Below are 14415 nucleotides of genomic sequence, written 5' to 3' on the forward strand. Positions count from 1 at the left end.
AAATTGGCAAATCCTGTTACATCTTTCTTACAGGCTCAGCAACTCCCGAAAACGCACCGACTGCTGGCGCGATACTTCCACCACCTCGGCGCCGCCGCGCAGGGTCAGGCGCAGGCTGTGGCTGAACCAGGGCTCGACGCCGGCCACGAAATCCAAGTTGATAATCTGCTGGCGGTTGGCCCGGAAAAACTGTTTGGGGTCGAGGCGAGCTTCTAGTTGGGCCAGCGTCCGCGGAATCAGCGGCCGGTGCTGGTCGAAGTAGATTTGGGTGTAGCTGCCGTTGATTTCGAAGAGTCGCACGTCGGCCAAACGCACAAACCAGCACCGCTCGCCGTCTTTCACAAACACTTGGTCTTGCCCGGTCAGCAAAGCCGGAATGGCCGCGGCGGGTTCTGGTTTGAGGACGGTTCCGGAGCCTTCCGCCTGCATCTGCGCGCGCACCTTCTCCAGCGCGGCGGCCAGGCGCGCCTCCTGCACGGGCTTGAGCAGATAATCAAGGGCGTTGACCTCAAAAGCCCGCAGCGCGTGGGCGTCGTAAGCAGTGGTGAACACCACCGGCGGGGCCGCTTCTAGTGAAGCTAGCAGCTCAAACCCGGTTTCGCCGGGCATGTGGATGTCGAGCAGCAGCAAATCGAAGCGCTGGGCGGCCAGCTGGGCGCGGGCCTCGTCCGCGTTGCGGGCTTCGCCGCCTACCACCACGTCGGGGAATGCCTCCAGCAGACGGCGCAGCTCGGCACGGGCCAGGCGCGAATCATCAACGAGCAGTACTTTCATTAATGAGCAAATGGGCGAGTGGATGAATGAGCGAATGCCGGAGTAGCAGTGGCGGACGCTCCAGCTGCTGAGTCGGCGCTAAGTACGGGAAGGCGCAAGGAGGCTTGCACGGTATCGGCCGCGAGCGGGTCGTTGGCTAATTCAAACTGAGCAGCCGGCCCAAACGCCTGGGCCAGCCGCTCGCGCAGGCCCCGCAAGCCCAAGCCGCTGCTCGCGGCCGCCGCGGCGGGATGGTACTCCCCGGGGCTACGCACGGTCAGGCACAGCCAGCCGGCCGCATCGAGCTGCGCCGTGAGGGACACGATGCCGCCCGCCGGCCGCGGAGCCACGCCGTGTTTGATGGCGTTTTCGACCAGCAGCTGCACCGTGAGCGGGGGCAGCTGCACGGCCCGGGCGGCAGGGTCCACGTCGAGAGAATACTGCAATCGGTCTTCCAGCTGCAGGGCTTCGAGGGCCAGGTAATCGGCCACGATTTCCAGTTCCTGGCCCAGTGGCACGAGCGGCGTGGCGCTGTGCTGCATCACGTAGCGTAGCAGCTCGGCCAGGTGCGCCAGGGCTTGCCGGGCGCGCTCGGGGTCCTCGCTCACCAGCCCCCGGATATTGTTGAGGCCATTGAAGAGAAAATGCGGGTTAAGCTGGGCCCGTAACGTGTTTAGCTCGGCCTCGCGCACCGCTGCAGTCAGCCGCCACTTCTCAATTTCGGCCCGGCGGAAGCGTTGCAAGTACTGCCAGCCCACGTAGGCCGCTGCCCACATCGAGAGGAGAATGGCCAGGTTGAGGGAATAGCCCAGCTGCGCGGCCCAGCCCTGAGGCCCCCGGCTTGCGCCCTGGAGCGGCAAAAACAGCACCGACATCAGCCCAATGACCACCACGCAGCCCACCGCCAAAACCGCGTTGGCCAGCAGCAGCCGGCCCAGCAAGGCCAGCGGAGACAGCGACAGCCACCTCCCGCGCCATATCAGTTGGCGCAGCACGTGCGAGGCACCCAGCGCCGTGGCCGCAATGGTGAAGCTCATCACGTCGAACACCCACAGCGGCGTACCGGCGGCTTTGGGCACAAACGCCCGAAACATAACAATATTGAACACGCCGTACACCGCCCAGGCCAGCACCTGCGTGCGCCAGTAGTAGCGGCTGGGTTTCGGAGCAGTAAGCAGGGACATGGCAGCAGGTGGTAATGAATGGAAAGCCGCCGGGCCGGCGCCTCAACTGCCCTATTTCTTACCCGCGTAGCTGGCTTTGCCCGCGTAGTTGGCCTGCAAAAATGCGTCGGTCTGCTCAAAGAACCAGGCCGCGTCGTCGTACATGATGAAGTGCTTGCCGGCTTGCGACATTTCAATCTTGTGCTGCGGCAGCTTGGCGTACTGCGCCGCGAAGATGGCGCGCGTCGAGGCCAGGGTGGCGCCGTAGGGCTGGTAAGCAGCCCACGTGCCGAGCACCAGCGCGGGCTGCCGCACGGCGCCCAGGTCGGCGCGCAGGTCGGTGGTGTACATTTCGTACATGGCCTGGGCCACGCTGGCGGGGTCCGAGGCCTGGCCCCAGACGGCCACTAGGCGCTGGCGGGCGGTGTCGGTCACCATGCTGGTTACCATTTGGCGCTGCTGGGCCATCGGCATTTTGCCGGCACTCGCTTGCTTGCGCATGCCTTCAGCCATGGGCCGGGCGGCTTCGGCGGTCATGTTCGGGTTTTGAATGGCGGCCAGAAACGGCAGCGAATCGAGAATAACGAGCGGGCCGATGGCCTCGGGTTGGGCCACGCTCAGCCACAGCCCCATGAAGCCGCCCAGGCTGTGGCCGACGATGGCGGGCCGGTCCAGTTTTTGGGTCTTGATGTAGGCCAAGAGCTGGTCGCGCACAGCGGGCAGAAAGCTAGTGGCATTGCCCGTAGCGGCCGGCACGCCCCCAAAGCCCGCCAAGCTGACCACGTGGCACTGGTAGCGGCTTTGGTAGCGGGCCACCGTTTCGTCCCACACGGCGCCGGGGCAGGTCAGGCCCGGAATCAAAATCACCGGCCGGCCTTTGCCCACCACGCGCACCGTGAAGCTGGGATGGGCGGCGGGGTTGTCGGCCACAATGGTGGCAGCACCAGCGGCGGGCGGCGTGTTCGCGAAAGCCGGTTGAGCAAGCGCAAGGCCCAGCAGCAGGGCAGCAAAGGGGCGGCGGAGAACAGTGTAGTTCATGGTCAGATTTGTTTTAAGGGCTGATTGATGACTCAAACCTACTCTTGTCCCTCCCCCACCAAAAGGCAATTTCCGCCAACGGTTATTTCGCCCCGCGAACGGGCTTAAACCCTGCTGGACCGCAAGCCCGGTTAGCGCCCATCCGTAATAAGTTTGCCGTCATGCAGAGCGCAGCGCAGCATCTCGCGTGCTACCACTAATTATTTACTAATTCTGGCGAGTACTAACTCTGGCGAGATGCTGCGCTGCGCTCTGCATGACGGCCTATTCGGATACGCTTTAAACACGAATACCCCGAAGCACAGCTCCGAGGCATTCGCTTGACCTAACGCTTCATTTCTACCCAATTGCCTGCGCCAAGTCCTCAATCAAGTCCTCGGCGTCCTCAATGCCCACGCTCAGGCGAATGAGCGAGTCGCTCAGGCCCGATTTGCGGCGCTGCTCGGCCGGAATGCTGGCGTGCGTCATGGTGGCGGGGTGGCCACTGAGGCTTTCCACGCCGCCCAGGCTTTCGGCCAGGGTGAAATACTTGAACTTCTCGAGCACGGCAATGGCGTCTTCCTGCTTATCCCCTTTCAGCACGAAGGAAATCATGCCGCCGAAGTCGCGCATCTGCTTGGCCGCGATGGCGTGGTTGGGATGGTTCTCGAAGCCGGGCCAGTACACCTTCTCCACTTTGGGGTGCTGGCGCAGGTACTCGGCCACGGCGCGGCCGTTTTCGCAGTGCCGCTGCATGCGGATGTGCAGGGTTTTGAGGCCCCGCAGCACCAGGAAGCAGTCCTGCGGGCCGGGAGTGCCGCCGCAGGCATTCTGGTAGAAGCTCAGCCGCTCGTGCAGGCTGTCGTCGTTCACCACCAGGGCGCCCATCACGGTATCGGAGTGGCCGGCCATGTACTTGGTCAGCGAATACATCACGATGTCAGCCCCCAAATCCATGGGCGTTTGCAGGTAGGGCGTGCTGAAGGTGTTGTCTACGGCCAGCAGGGCACCGCACTCCTTGGCCACGGCCGAAGCGGCGGCAATGTCGATGACGTTCAGCAGCGGGTTGGTGGGGGTCTCCACCCAAATCAGCTTGGTTTTGGGGCCGGCCACGGCGCGCACGGCTTCCATGTCGTGCATGGGCACGAAGTGGAATTTGATGCCGTAGCCCTCGTACACTTTCGTGAAAAGCCGGTAGCTGCCGCCGTAGAGGTCGTTGGTCGAAATCACCTCGTCGCCGGGTTGCAGCAGCTTCATCAGGCAGTCGATGGCGGCCATGCCGGAGGCGAAAGCGATGCCGTGCTTGCCGTTGTCGAGCGCCGCCACCGCGTCCTGCAACTGCGAGCGGGTGGGGTTGTGGGTGCGCGAGTACTCGAAGCCCTGGTTTTTGCCGGGCGAGGTCTGCACGTAGGTCGATGTCTGGTAAATGGGCGTCATGATGGCCCCGGTGTGGGGGTCCGGATGCACGCCGGCGTGAATGGCTTTGGTGGCGAATTTCATAAAGAGAAGAAGCGGGAATTTGACGGAAATGAGCCGAACGGCAGCCCGGGGCCAACCGCTTTGGGCCGGCAAGTTACGGACGCCAGCCAAGGCAAAGCCGAAGTGCAAGCCCAGGGCTATATTCGCCTTTTGGCTTTTTCACACCCCCATACTTTTTTACCCATTTCAAGTCTTCATGAAAAAAATTCTACCCCTCGTGTTCCTTCTGCTTGTGCACTGTGGCGCTATTGCCCGGCCCAAGCCCGTGCCCACCGCCGCCGACTCCGTGGCCATGCGCTTGGCCGCCTACCAAGCCTATTCCGACTCCGTAACCGGCAGCCTGCATTTTCAGCAGGGCCGCATTGTGCTGCCCGGCGGCATCGGCGAAATCACCGTGCCCAACGGCTTCCGCTACCTCGACTCGGCCCAAAGCCGCCAGGTGCTCACCCAGCTCTGGGGCAACCCCAAAAGCGAGACGCTGGGCATGCTGTTTCCCGCCAACCGCGGCCCGCTCGATGAAAAATCCTGGGCCTATTCCATCAGCTACGACGCCATGGGCTACGTGAAGGACGACGATGCCGACGACATAGACTACAGCGAGCTGCTGACGGAAATGCAGGACGATACCGAGGAAAACAACAAGGAGCGCGAAAGCGCCGGCTTTGAGCCGTTCTACGTGCTGGGCTGGGCCGCCAACCCCTACTACGACAAAACCACCCACGCCCTGCACTGGGCCAAGTCGCTGCGCTTCGGCACCAACCCCGACACCACCCTCAACTACAACGTGCGCCTGCTCGGCCGCAAGGGCGTGCTCGTGCTCAACGCCATCGGCGACAACAGCCAGCTGCCCGAAATCAAGGCCAGCATTCCGGGGCTGCTGTCCAGCGTCACGTTTGCCCGCGGCCAGCAGTACCTGGATTTCGATGCCGACATCGACGAAGTTGCCGCCTACTCCATCGGCGGCCTGGTGGCCGGCAAGGTGCTGGCCAAAGTAGGACTGTTTGCCGTGGTGCTTAAGTTTTGGAAAATCGGGTTGCTGGCCCTAGCCGGCGCCTGGGCGGGCCTGAAGCGGTTTTTTGGCTTCGGCTCGAAAGAAGCGTAGGCCTACAGCCAGCCAAAGGCCGGGCGAAGGCGTATTGGCATGGTATCGGCGGGGCCGCTCGTGCGGGGCCGTGGTGCTCCGCGCGGGTGGCCCCGCCCCTACCTTCGTCCGCCTATGAAATTTTTGCGTGAGCTTTTCCGAAAGAACTTTTCCACCCTGCTCTCCATGCTGCTGCTGGTGGCGGTGCCCATCGTGGGCAGTTCGTCGCTCACGTTTGTGCTCTACCAGAACCAGCAGTTTCTCGAAAACCTGACCACCGGCCAGAGCCTGCTGTACTTCGTGATTGTGGGCGTGGCCATGGCGTTTTCGCTGGTCAACACCACCGCCGTGGTGTTGGTCACGGGCTTTTACCTGGGCTGGAGCGGCTTTCCGGGCATGGTGGTGGCCTACGCCCTAGCGGCCCTCACCGGCTACCAGATAGCCACCCTGCTCGACCACGGCAAGATGCTCAGCTTCCTCAGCCATTTCCCCAAAGTGGATGCGGTGATGAAGGAGCTGAAAACCGACAGCTGGCAGCTGATTTTCCTCACCCGGGTGTCGCCCGTCACGCCGTTTGCGCTCATGACGTTCGTGCTGGCCATCATGAAAGTGCGCCGGTGGCCGTTCCTGCTGGCCTCCATTGCCGGCATGCTGCCCCGCAGCCTGTTCTTTTACTGGCTCGGCACGAAGGCACAAGACGTTTTCACGCTGCTGAAAGACCCCGGCACCGGCACCACCGGCAAGCTCCTGCTGATTGCACTGGTAGCGGCCTCCTTCTTCGGACTCTACTATCTTTTCAACCAAGCCCTGAAGCGGGCACTCAGCAAAGGCGCTGCCGCCAGCACAAACGAAGCCTGATTTAGAGGAGCTTGCGCTTTTATTGAAAAAATATTCAGGAAAAATACGCTCCTAGCTTGTGCAGCCGCATTTTTCCCTCTTACCTTTGCGGTCCCATCACGGGAAACGGTTGTGTAGCTCAATTGGATAGAGCATCTGACTACGAATCAGAAGGTTTAAGGTTCGACTCCTTACACGACCACTTAGAGGCCCAACAACATGCTGTTAATCAGCGAGTTGTTGGGCCTCTTGCTTTTCACGGGACAATGCTCGGTGAATGCTACCTGAACCCAGGCAAAGCTGGCTGCCAGATATATGGTACCAAACACAAATAGGAGGATAAAATATCGGAGGCGAACGGCAGATTACCTTATGCAGCCCGAACGTAGTCTAGTTCTAGTTATTGAACCTTCTCCCTATTGTACCTTCCTAAGCGTTTATTTGGGAACTCCCTTATTTTCGTGAATGACTGAGCGCCCGCCCACAATCCTAGAGCGAAGGAATCTAGTAATCGCCAACACTGAGATAGAGAGAAAGAAGAAAGCTGATTCTTACCGTCCACTCAAAGAGCTCGGGAGCAGCGACTTTCCTGTTTTAAAACTACGTAAGCGGCAAGAACTACCCCAGCCTTATGGCGGAGAATTCCCAACCTATTTGGCTAATCTTCTCCGGGCGTGGCCCTATAATGAAGTGGAAGGGCACCTTAACGTGCTCTTTCCCGATTGCGATAATGTGGATTGCGAGTATTTGGAGGAAGTTTTAGTAGAAATTCGACTCCAGAAAATTTGGGCCAAAGACAGGCCTAGGTACATAAAGACACCAGGAAGTGGAAAACTCTTTGTTGCCAATGCAGCCAAGGTCGATAAGTGGATAAAAAAACAGCGCTTGAGATTGACGAAAGAAGAACATGTGCGTGAGAACCCAATCGAAGCAACAATTCCATTTAAGGGCACTGTTTCCGCTTTAGCTGAGGCTTTGTATCGGCTCGAAAGAAAAGGTCATATCAGCCTACTGGATTATCGAAAGACCGAGGGCAACATGGCAGCATTATGCCGGACCCTTTGTCGGGTATTTATACTTCATACTACTTCAAGTAAAAACCCCGCGTTAGCCCTTCAACTTGCGTTGTCGAAGATCCCATCTGAACGACTTGGAATAGGGGAACCCGAAGTTGCAGTGCTTAATGCCTTGGGAAGAAAACGTGTTTCTAAAGAGTTTATTGACCCTAAGACGGCAGAAAAAACATAGCACTTTAACTACCTATAAAGCTTTTTTTATCAGTACTAATTTTTTGATAGGTAGTATTTAGCTTGTTCCTACCTTTCATGAAAGACTAGGTTTGTCCCACCAATTCACCTACCTGGTCCTACAATGTCAAACCTTATCATCCTGGCTGATAGCCCAGAAGCTTTCCGAGAATTTCTCCGTGACACCTTCGCCGAGATTATGGCCCCAGGCGCACCGAAAGTTGACGGCCCCGACTCACTGCTCACTAAAACGGAGGCATGCCGTGAGTTCGGCATTTCCTTAACTACCCTCACGGAATGGCAGAAGAACGGAATCGTTCCCTTCGTGCGCTTAGGACGTAGGATTTACTTCGAACGCAGCAAAATGTTAGAGGCCGGTCGTAGCCATACTCGCTATCAGCATCGGAAATAAGCGTCCGCCGACTACAATCCAGTATTCGCCCTAGGCTTCTCACTCCTCATTTCAGAGACCCATTGGACGACCTTCATGGTGGCGCGCCAACTTTTACGATAACTTGCCTGGCATACGACAATGCCGGCCATAGGCCTCGGTTCCTCCCCTAATCGACGCCAGCACGGCGAGTCCTTCGGGGCTTTAGCCCATCCTGAACCCCTCTCTTCTGAGTTCAAATTTCGCTACCTGCAAAGGGAAAGGCTACTCTATTGTCGCCTCAAATCAACAGCGCGGAAGTCATTAAACAGACGCCATGCGTCACCACCATAGCCCATGTACGATAACCTACACCTGCACTTTGACATTCCCCCCCACGACCACGAGGCATTGGCCCGCATGGCCGCCTCACCAGCGTTCTCCAACTGCACAGGCCAAATGAACAAACACAACTGTATAAAATTTTCACACGGAGACCTGCGAATCGATTACAAGCCATATGAAAGAAGTGGCCGGGTCCGGGGCTCACTCCACACGTTCGCCCTCGGCAATAATCGAGGCTCCTTCACTGCCGACATGGTCGAATACGCTTGTACAAAACTTGCGCAGGAGTTAGGGATACCCGCTGGTTGGTTACGCGTTTACAAACTGGAAATTGGAGTGAATATCGAGACTCCCACTTCCCCCGAGCCTTTTTTAAATTCTTTACTTCACCACAAAAGGAAACCGTTTTGGCCCATCTCACCGCCTCGAAATGCCAACAGGCCCTTCCAATTTGAGGCAACCTATCGTGAGTATAGAATCAAGTTTTACGACAAAGCGGCCTACGACCGAAGCAAAGGCTACCTGCCCAAAACCTACCAACCCTTGATGCGCTTTGAATTGGTATTATCCAGCCGCCGGCGTTTGTTAGGAATCGTAAAACGACCTTATCTAACCCTGGCTGATTTAGCGAGTCCAGATTTGTTGCGATTGTTTTCTAATTATCTAAGTGAGCAATGGGGGTTAGTGCATCGCAAGATGCCCGCGCGTTTTGTTGGCCGAACACTTCAAGAGGCCATTCTGCTCCATGCAGTCCATGTACCAGAGGTTTGGGCGGATACAAAGCCCACCACGCCGCCTAGCACCTTCAGCTACTACCGTCGCAAATGCGACAGACTGTGGAAGCACTTTCAGGTGCAAGCAGGGCCTAACATTTTTGATGCCCTCTTCACCGAAAGCCTGCATAAGCTCTCACCCTGCGTGGTGGAGTAAGCTAATATGTTAGCGTTTTCCACTTCATGTAATCACTATGTATTTCGCCAATTAGTGCCTGTATGGAAGCTGCTGACTTCGGTTACCACTTACTTTTTGCTTCACAGGCAGAAGCAAGCTCATAGACTATTCAAAGCACTCCACTAAACGGCACTGCGCTGCCGTTTCTGGAGACTGTGGCACCCGGTGGCTTTTTTCCACGCCCTGCCATTCCCGCGCAATGCTAGCCAGGGCCTCAGCCCCGCTGACTTGGTGGGCCCGCACGAGGTAGCACCCCAGCACCGTACCGGTGCGCCCTACCCCTCCCCAGCAATGTACTGCTGCCTTACGGCCCGCTGCCACGCTGTCAGCCAACGCGGCCAGCGCCTCCTCTAACACGGCCGGAGTGGGCACGTCGACGTCCCGAATCGGGTAGCGCTGGTACCGGACAACTATCCCCTGCTGGTCCGCTAGTTCTTGCAGCCAGGGCTCGTAAGGCGTGAGTTCGTGCGCTTCTGTTAAGTCAAAGAAGTCGGTGATGCCGACGTCCAGCAACGCCTTGAGTTTGGCCTGCGCCAGCGCCGCGGTCCGGTCCCCCGGGTACTCGCAGCCAAGCACAGACGGCGTGGCCCAGTAGCTATTCGGAATAGGTCTAGGTGGGGCAACCTGCACGGCCACACACCCAACAGCCGCACGATGAGCAAGGTCTTCAATGTCGGCCCGACGAGCCAGCGCCCCGTGCCATTCCACCGGAATGCCACCCTCTCCGTAACAGAGCCCGGCCAGCCCCCCCGCTACCGCCCCGGTGGTGTCCGTGTCGTCGCCCAGGTTGACAGCGGCCAACACGGTCTCGGCGTAGGTAGCGTGGCGCAGCAAACACCACACTGCCGCCTCCAGCGTGTGCAGCACGTAGCCGCTGCTGGCAATGGCGGCCTCGGGCACCGAGGCCAGCTGGCCGCCCAAGAAGCGTGCAAACAGCGCAGCCTCGCCGGCGGGCAACTGCAGTTCTTCGAATTGCGCCGGCGCGTCCTCGCACAGCCGGGCGTAGGCCACCGCCGGCGTGAGCCCAGCCCGCAGGTGGGCGGCCAGTTCCAGGTAGAGAAAACACGCCAGCGCGGAGCGCAGGTGGCCGTGGGTGACGGCCGCGGCGTCGGCAATGCGCCGGAACCGCACCGCCAGCGGGGCCTGGGCCTGGTAAAAGGCCAGCGGCAGGACGCGCATCAGGGCCCCGTTGCCGTTGCTCATTTCATCCCGGCCGCCGACGAGCGGGGACGCCTCCTGTGGCAGGTTTTGGAGCCGCTGCAGCGCCTCCCGCGTGGTGATGCCGATGTCGAAGACCCGGCCGTGGGGCGTCCAGAACGCGTCCTGGTACCAGCGGGCGCAGTGGTCGGCCAGCCGGCGCACGCTGTAGCCGTCGGCCAGGGCCTCGGCCAGGCAGAAGGTGAGCGAGGCGTCGTCGGACCACGTGCCGGCGGGCTGGTGGTGCGTGCCGTAGGCCCGCATGCCCGTGACCGGGTCGCGGCGGCGGACGGCCCGGCTTTGGAATTCAACGGGCACGCCCAGGGCGTCGCCCACGGCCAGGCCGAGCAGGGCCGAGCGCAGCTGGGATTCGAGGGAAGGAAGCGGTTGTGACATAAGCGTTTACCTAAGGGGTTGATGGCAGCGCAAGGTACTGATTAACATATGATTATCTTTATGCGAGCCCCCTTATTTGTTCCTTTCGGCACGTAAGGACGGATGCTCGAACTTAACGCGTCGAATACGCCCGAAATCCGCATTCATTTGGCCGCTGAACAGCTACTGAGGTCGCCAAGGCAACAGGAGCAGGATCGGGTTGACCACAGGGGCACAAGCAACGGGCGGGCTGGGGTGCGACGGGGCTATTTCCCTCGGCTGGAAAGCAGCAAATAGCGTGACCGGCACAACAGCGCCCGTGACCCCTCCGGGTGGATTTCGCCCGTGGGTTTCCTGCCCGGCTTGCCGGGCTTGGGAAGACGTCCCCTAACCGTGGAAAGAGCCCCGAGATTGCCCGGTCCGGTGGCGGCTTCTGCGCCGCGCGCTCCTCGTGGCGTCGCCAGCCATCGCTCGGCTACAAAACGGCCTTTCCTGCCTTCCAGGCCCTATTATCAGCGTGCTTTGCGGGTCGTTTCGCTAATTAGCATCATCGGGGGGGCGTAGCCAGCAAAAGCAGGGGGCGTTCTGGCGTGCGACTTTGCTATTTCCGCCGACAGGAGTCCGATGTTAGCGTCTTTTGTAGCCGTTTTTGTAGCCGGCGGTCAATCGGGTGGCATCACCACACCCGCCGACTGGGTAACGTGCCCGGCAAATCCTGTTCGTTCCCTTTGGCGGAGCCCCTCCACAGGGGCTGGGGCGCGTCGGCCCGGCGAGATTCTTAGGGGAAGTGGCCTGGTGCGGCAGCGGCCGCTTGGGAGTGGTTCCGCTGGCGTACGTTCGGCGCTTTGTCCTGCTGCCGTTCAATTTTCACCGACCCTGACGTTACGCACCGCTGGCAACACGCCGGTGACGCCGAGCGCGCCCACGACGGCCTGTTTTGACGGACCCTTTACAAACCCCATCCGAAAGTTGGAGGCAGATAAATCACCGTTTGAATGAACGACATTTCCATTTTTTGCGGTACACATGGTATACGTCGACTTGACTTCGTTCTTTGAGGCCGAAGTAAGCAGTGGGTCCATCAAACAGGAGTTGCTGCACGGCATTGCCGTGGACCAAGCCGGCCACCGTTCGACGATGGACGTGGAATACAACGTCTATCAGTTGCTTATCCACTACCAGGACCAGCAAGTCGAACTCTGGGACACGATGATGATGGGCCCGGACGAGGAACAGGAGCCGTTTACCATGCCGCTCGATGCCTTCCTTGCCGCGCTACATGCTTACGTGCCGGCTAAACCATGAGGGGGAATACCCTCTTCAACTGAATAGTGGGCGTTTACGACACCACCGTTTTGCTGAACTCACTTGTGCTTACTGCTGGGGACGCACGGCGGTAATCATCCACCGTCCTTGTTCCACGGCTAAGCTAAAGGCCAAAGGCGGCCCCTCGCTCGTCTGCGTTTCGGTGAAGCGGTACACCACCTGGGCCGTGTCGGCGCCTACAGTGACACGGGTGGGCTGGCTGCGGAGTACGAACTGGGTTTGAATGTCTCCGGCTTGGGTGTAGAGGATGTGGTCGTAATTCAAGCCTTCAATGAAGCCATCCGTCTGCGGGTGGGCGCGCAACGAATCTGCGCATTGCTGGAAATAGCGCCGGTGCGCCTGCAAGTAAAGGGGCGACACCGTACCGCTGCGCTGCAACAAGCGCACGTAGTCTTCGACCGCCTGAAAGTCGACCGCATACACCTGCGTCGTGTCCTCGTCCAACAGACCCGGCACCACCGGCAGGGAGTTAAGCGTGTCTTGGTGCTGCAGGTACCAGGTCAAAAAGGCCCGCACGGTCGCCGCGGGCGACCCGCTGGGGCGAACCGCTGGCGGGGTCGGCGCCTGGGGGGGCGTTTTTGCTTCTTGCGGGCCGGAGCAGGCCGTGAACAGCAACACGGTCCCGAGCACGGGCGTCCTCACGTGTTTCATGCGCCGAAGGTAGTGGCGGCGTCGTTCCGCCGCTGAAAAGTAGCAATGTAAAATTATGCTCCTTCAATTCAACGCAGCGCGTTTACCTTCGGACCGTTTGGCTGGACTCCTATGAGCGTGAAATCAGGAGAGTCCTTCTTTCGGCCATAGCCCGTTGAACTAATACTTGCAGTGCCTGAAAGAACTGGTCGGTCTCTGGCTCGAAGCAGGAAGCATCGACGGCCGCCAACTGCGAGGCAAACAAGGGTAAGTCCTCCACCACCGTTTCCTCTCCGTTGTCCCAGCAGCCTGTGGCGAGATGGTAAGGCAAAAGCAAACCATCCCAACTTCCCCCTGTACCCGGTGGAATGGCCTGCAACACGGCGTCTACATGCCCTTCCCAGGCATGTAACTTCCCGCTAGGAAAATCTTGCAGCGCAAATACCACTTCGGGCTCTCCCTCATACCCGGTGTAGAAATTCGCATTTGTGTTTTCCATTCGGTTCAGCGTAGGTAGCTCCTCAAATGTATTGAGCGGACCATGGAAGTAATTAATTCGCTCCTTCAATAGAACGGAGCGCGTTTACATTACCACCGTTTCGCTGAATGCCCCGCACCTGACGCGCAGCCTCCCGTTAGGCGCACCTTGCCGGAGCCGGGCCTGCGGGTCTGGTGGAACGCACCCGCTGGACTAGAAGGACGCGTTTTGGAAGGTGCCGCTGACGGTTTTTTGGGTGCCCTGTGCCGGGGCCGTGCCGGTGAAGCGAAACGTACCGGAAACGGAGCGCGGATGCGGAGCGGGGTTGTCCACCGCCGTAACGGTGAGCGTGCCCCCCGAGGGCACGGGAGACGCCGGAAGCCGGGAGTCGAACCCGCCGGCGTTGCCAGCGTAAAAAACCGCATACGCCGCCGCGCCGTCCAGGGCGTAGGTGCCGACCCGCACGGCATAGGGCAGGCTCAGCTCCAGGCGGTAGGTGCCGCGCGCCCCGCCGGGCACGTCGTCGCTCAGGACGAGGGTAAAAAGAGTTGGGTGGCCAATGATCCGCGAGACGAGCGGGGCCGGGAGCACCGCCCCATCGGCCGTCACCGAGCCCGTGGATTGCACCACCGTGACCGGGGGCACCACCGTCGTTTTGCCGGCCGTGACCGTCACCCGCTGCTGGCGCGGCCGCACGTACCCGGGCCATGCATTGAAATACAAATCGTAGGTGCCGGCGCGCACGGCCGTGAACTGGTACGCGCCTTGGCCGTCGGGGGCCGCACCGACAACGGTCTGGTGGGTGGCGGTATCGACCAGTGCGACGTCGCTGAGGGCCCCCACCGGCTGAATTCGCCCGGTGATGGAAGGGCCGACCGGGGTTGGCGCGGCAGGCGTCGGAGCCTCCTGGGTGTTCTTGGTGCAGGAACCGCCCAGCAGGGCAATCCCCAGGGCAATGCCGCGGACAACGGGTGGGAGGCGTTTCTTCATGGCGCGGAAAGGGTTGTAGACCAAATATAACGCGGGTGAATATATTGTTCTTGCCGTAGACGTTATTAGAGGTTTGGTGAAAGGTTCCTTTTACTTTTCCGACCGTTTGCTTAGCCTACTTACGCTGCAGCAACCGACTACTTTTGGTTTCTACTTCGCGCCGGCTTGGCCCACCC

General features: G+C 59.8%; 14 protein-coding genes and 1 tRNA gene. 7 read left to right on the forward strand and 8 right to left on the reverse strand.

The window, feature by feature from the left end; genetic code table 11:
* Nucleotides 1-27: 27 nt before the first annotated feature.
* The 4 genes from I2I05_RS13330 to I2I05_RS13345 form a co-directional block, all read right to left on the reverse strand.
* The gene (locus tag I2I05_RS13330; protein ID WP_196282742.1) at nt 28-774 is read right to left on the reverse strand and encodes a LytR/AlgR family response regulator transcription factor; all 747 of its coding nucleotides are present in this window, start codon (nt 772-774) and stop codon (nt 28-30) included.
* Nucleotides 774-1937 (reverse strand): sensor histidine kinase, encoded by a 1164-nt coding sequence (locus I2I05_RS13335; RefSeq protein WP_196282743.1) that lies wholly within the window; start codon nt 1935-1937, stop codon nt 774-776. The genes I2I05_RS13330 and I2I05_RS13335 overlap by 1 nt, the downstream gene beginning before the upstream one ends.
* A 51-nt stretch (nt 1938-1988) precedes the next feature.
* The gene (locus tag I2I05_RS13340; protein WP_196282744.1) at nt 1989-2954 is read right to left on the reverse strand and encodes an alpha/beta fold hydrolase; all 966 of its coding nucleotides are present in this window, start codon (nt 2952-2954) and stop codon (nt 1989-1991) included.
* A gap of 339 nt (nt 2955-3293) precedes the next feature.
* Nucleotides 3294-4433: a cystathionine gamma-synthase gene (locus I2I05_RS13345; RefSeq protein WP_196282745.1), complete on the reverse strand. Its 1140-nt coding sequence runs from the start codon at nt 4431-4433 to the stop codon at nt 3294-3296.
* A 175-nt stretch (nt 4434-4608) separates the two neighbouring features.
* Here I2I05_RS13345 and I2I05_RS13350 point away from each other — a divergent pair, with 175 nt between their 5' ends.
* The 6 genes from I2I05_RS13350 to I2I05_RS13375 all read left to right on the forward strand — a co-directional run bounded on the left by I2I05_RS13350 (nt 4609) and on the right by I2I05_RS13375 (nt 9222).
* On the forward strand, nt 4609-5514 hold the full coding sequence (locus I2I05_RS13350; RefSeq protein WP_196282746.1) for a DUF2167 domain-containing protein: 906 nt from the start codon (nt 4609-4611) through the stop codon (nt 5512-5514).
* A gap of 114 nt (nt 5515-5628) precedes the next feature.
* On the forward strand, nt 5629-6351 hold the full coding sequence (locus I2I05_RS13355) for a TVP38/TMEM64 family protein (RefSeq protein WP_196282747.1): 723 nt from the start codon (nt 5629-5631) through the stop codon (nt 6349-6351).
* 107 nt (nt 6352-6458) lie between these two features.
* Nucleotides 6459-6532: transfer RNA gene (locus I2I05_RS13360), tRNA-Arg, on the forward strand.
* Between the two features lie 263 nt (nt 6533-6795).
* Entirely contained in the window at nt 6796-7578 is a 783-nt protein-coding gene (locus tag I2I05_RS13365; protein WP_196282748.1) for a hypothetical protein, read from the forward strand.
* 123 nt (nt 7579-7701) lie between these two features.
* Complete coding sequence (locus I2I05_RS13370; protein WP_196282749.1) at nt 7702-7989, forward strand: helix-turn-helix domain-containing protein; 288 nt, start codon at nt 7702-7704, stop codon at nt 7987-7989.
* A 555-nt stretch (nt 7990-8544) separates the two neighbouring features.
* Nucleotides 8545-9222: a hypothetical protein gene (locus I2I05_RS13375; protein WP_196282750.1), complete on the forward strand. Its 678-nt coding sequence runs from the start codon at nt 8545-8547 to the stop codon at nt 9220-9222.
* A 126-nt stretch (nt 9223-9348) separates the two neighbouring features.
* On the opposite strand, the gene I2I05_RS13380 is transcribed toward I2I05_RS13375, so the two are convergent.
* Nucleotides 9349-10836, reverse strand: a complete 1488-nt coding sequence (locus tag I2I05_RS13380) for an ADP-ribosylglycohydrolase family protein (protein WP_196282751.1) — start codon at nt 10834-10836, stop codon at nt 9349-9351.
* Between the two features lie 1005 nt (nt 10837-11841).
* Between I2I05_RS13380 and I2I05_RS13385 the strand changes: the two genes are divergently transcribed.
* Nucleotides 11842-12120, forward strand: coding sequence for a hypothetical protein (locus tag I2I05_RS13385; RefSeq protein WP_196282752.1), 279 nt, complete (start codon nt 11842-11844; stop codon nt 12118-12120).
* Between the two features lie 69 nt (nt 12121-12189).
* Here the strand turns inward: I2I05_RS13385 and I2I05_RS13390 are convergent, their stop codons facing one another.
* From I2I05_RS13390 to I2I05_RS13400, 3 genes are all read right to left on the reverse strand, one after another.
* Entirely contained in the window at nt 12190-12792 is a 603-nt protein-coding gene (locus tag I2I05_RS13390; RefSeq protein WP_196282753.1) for a hypothetical protein, read from the reverse strand.
* Between the two features lie 109 nt (nt 12793-12901).
* Nucleotides 12902-13270 (reverse strand): hypothetical protein, encoded by a 369-nt coding sequence (locus I2I05_RS13395; RefSeq protein ID WP_196282754.1) that lies wholly within the window; start codon nt 13268-13270, stop codon nt 12902-12904.
* A 192-nt stretch (nt 13271-13462) separates the two neighbouring features.
* A complete protein-coding gene (locus tag I2I05_RS13400) occupies nt 13463-14239 on the reverse strand; it encodes a carboxypeptidase-like regulatory domain-containing protein (protein WP_196282755.1) in 777 nt (258 codons plus the stop codon).
* Nucleotides 14240-14415 lie beyond the last annotated feature (176 nt).

This window comes from Hymenobacter jeongseonensis, assembly GCF_015694725.1.
GTDB lineage: Bacteria > Bacteroidota > Bacteroidia > Cytophagales > Hymenobacteraceae > Hymenobacter > Hymenobacter jeongseonensis.

Excerpts from the sequence above, each read along its gene's own strand:
- I2I05_RS13330 (WP_196282742.1), bottom strand. The coding sequence starts at position 774 with ATGAAAGTACTGCTCGTTGATGATTCGCGCCTGGCCCGTGCCGAGCTG.
- I2I05_RS13335 (WP_196282743.1), bottom strand. The coding sequence starts at position 1,937 with ATGTCCCTGCTTACTGCTCCGAAACCCAGCCGCTACTACTGGCGCACG.
- I2I05_RS13340 (WP_196282744.1), bottom strand. The coding sequence starts at position 2,954 with ATGAACTACACTGTTCTCCGCCGCCCCTTTGCTGCCCTGCTGCTGGGC.
- I2I05_RS13345 (WP_196282745.1), bottom strand. The coding sequence starts at position 4,433 with ATGAAATTCGCCACCAAAGCCATTCACGCCGGCGTGCATCCGGACCCC.
- I2I05_RS13350 (WP_196282746.1), top strand. The coding sequence starts at position 4,609 with ATGAAAAAAATTCTACCCCTCGTGTTCCTTCTGCTTGTGCACTGTGGC.
- I2I05_RS13355 (WP_196282747.1), top strand. The coding sequence starts at position 5,629 with ATGAAATTTTTGCGTGAGCTTTTCCGAAAGAACTTTTCCACCCTGCTC.
- I2I05_RS13365 (WP_196282748.1), top strand. The coding sequence starts at position 6,796 with ATGACTGAGCGCCCGCCCACAATCCTAGAGCGAAGGAATCTAGTAATC.
- I2I05_RS13370 (WP_196282749.1), top strand. The coding sequence starts at position 7,702 with ATGTCAAACCTTATCATCCTGGCTGATAGCCCAGAAGCTTTCCGAGAA.
- I2I05_RS13375 (WP_196282750.1), top strand. The coding sequence starts at position 8,545 with ATGGTCGAATACGCTTGTACAAAACTTGCGCAGGAGTTAGGGATACCC.
- I2I05_RS13380 (WP_196282751.1), bottom strand. The coding sequence starts at position 10,836 with ATGTCACAACCGCTTCCTTCCCTCGAATCCCAGCTGCGCTCGGCCCTG.
- I2I05_RS13385 (WP_196282752.1), top strand. The coding sequence starts at position 11,842 with ATGGTATACGTCGACTTGACTTCGTTCTTTGAGGCCGAAGTAAGCAGT.
- I2I05_RS13390 (WP_196282753.1), bottom strand. The coding sequence starts at position 12,792 with ATGAAACACGTGAGGACGCCCGTGCTCGGGACCGTGTTGCTGTTCACG.
- I2I05_RS13395 (WP_196282754.1), bottom strand. The coding sequence starts at position 13,270 with ATGGAAAACACAAATGCGAATTTCTACACCGGGTATGAGGGAGAGCCC.
- I2I05_RS13400 (WP_196282755.1), bottom strand. The coding sequence starts at position 14,239 with ATGAAGAAACGCCTCCCACCCGTTGTCCGCGGCATTGCCCTGGGGATT.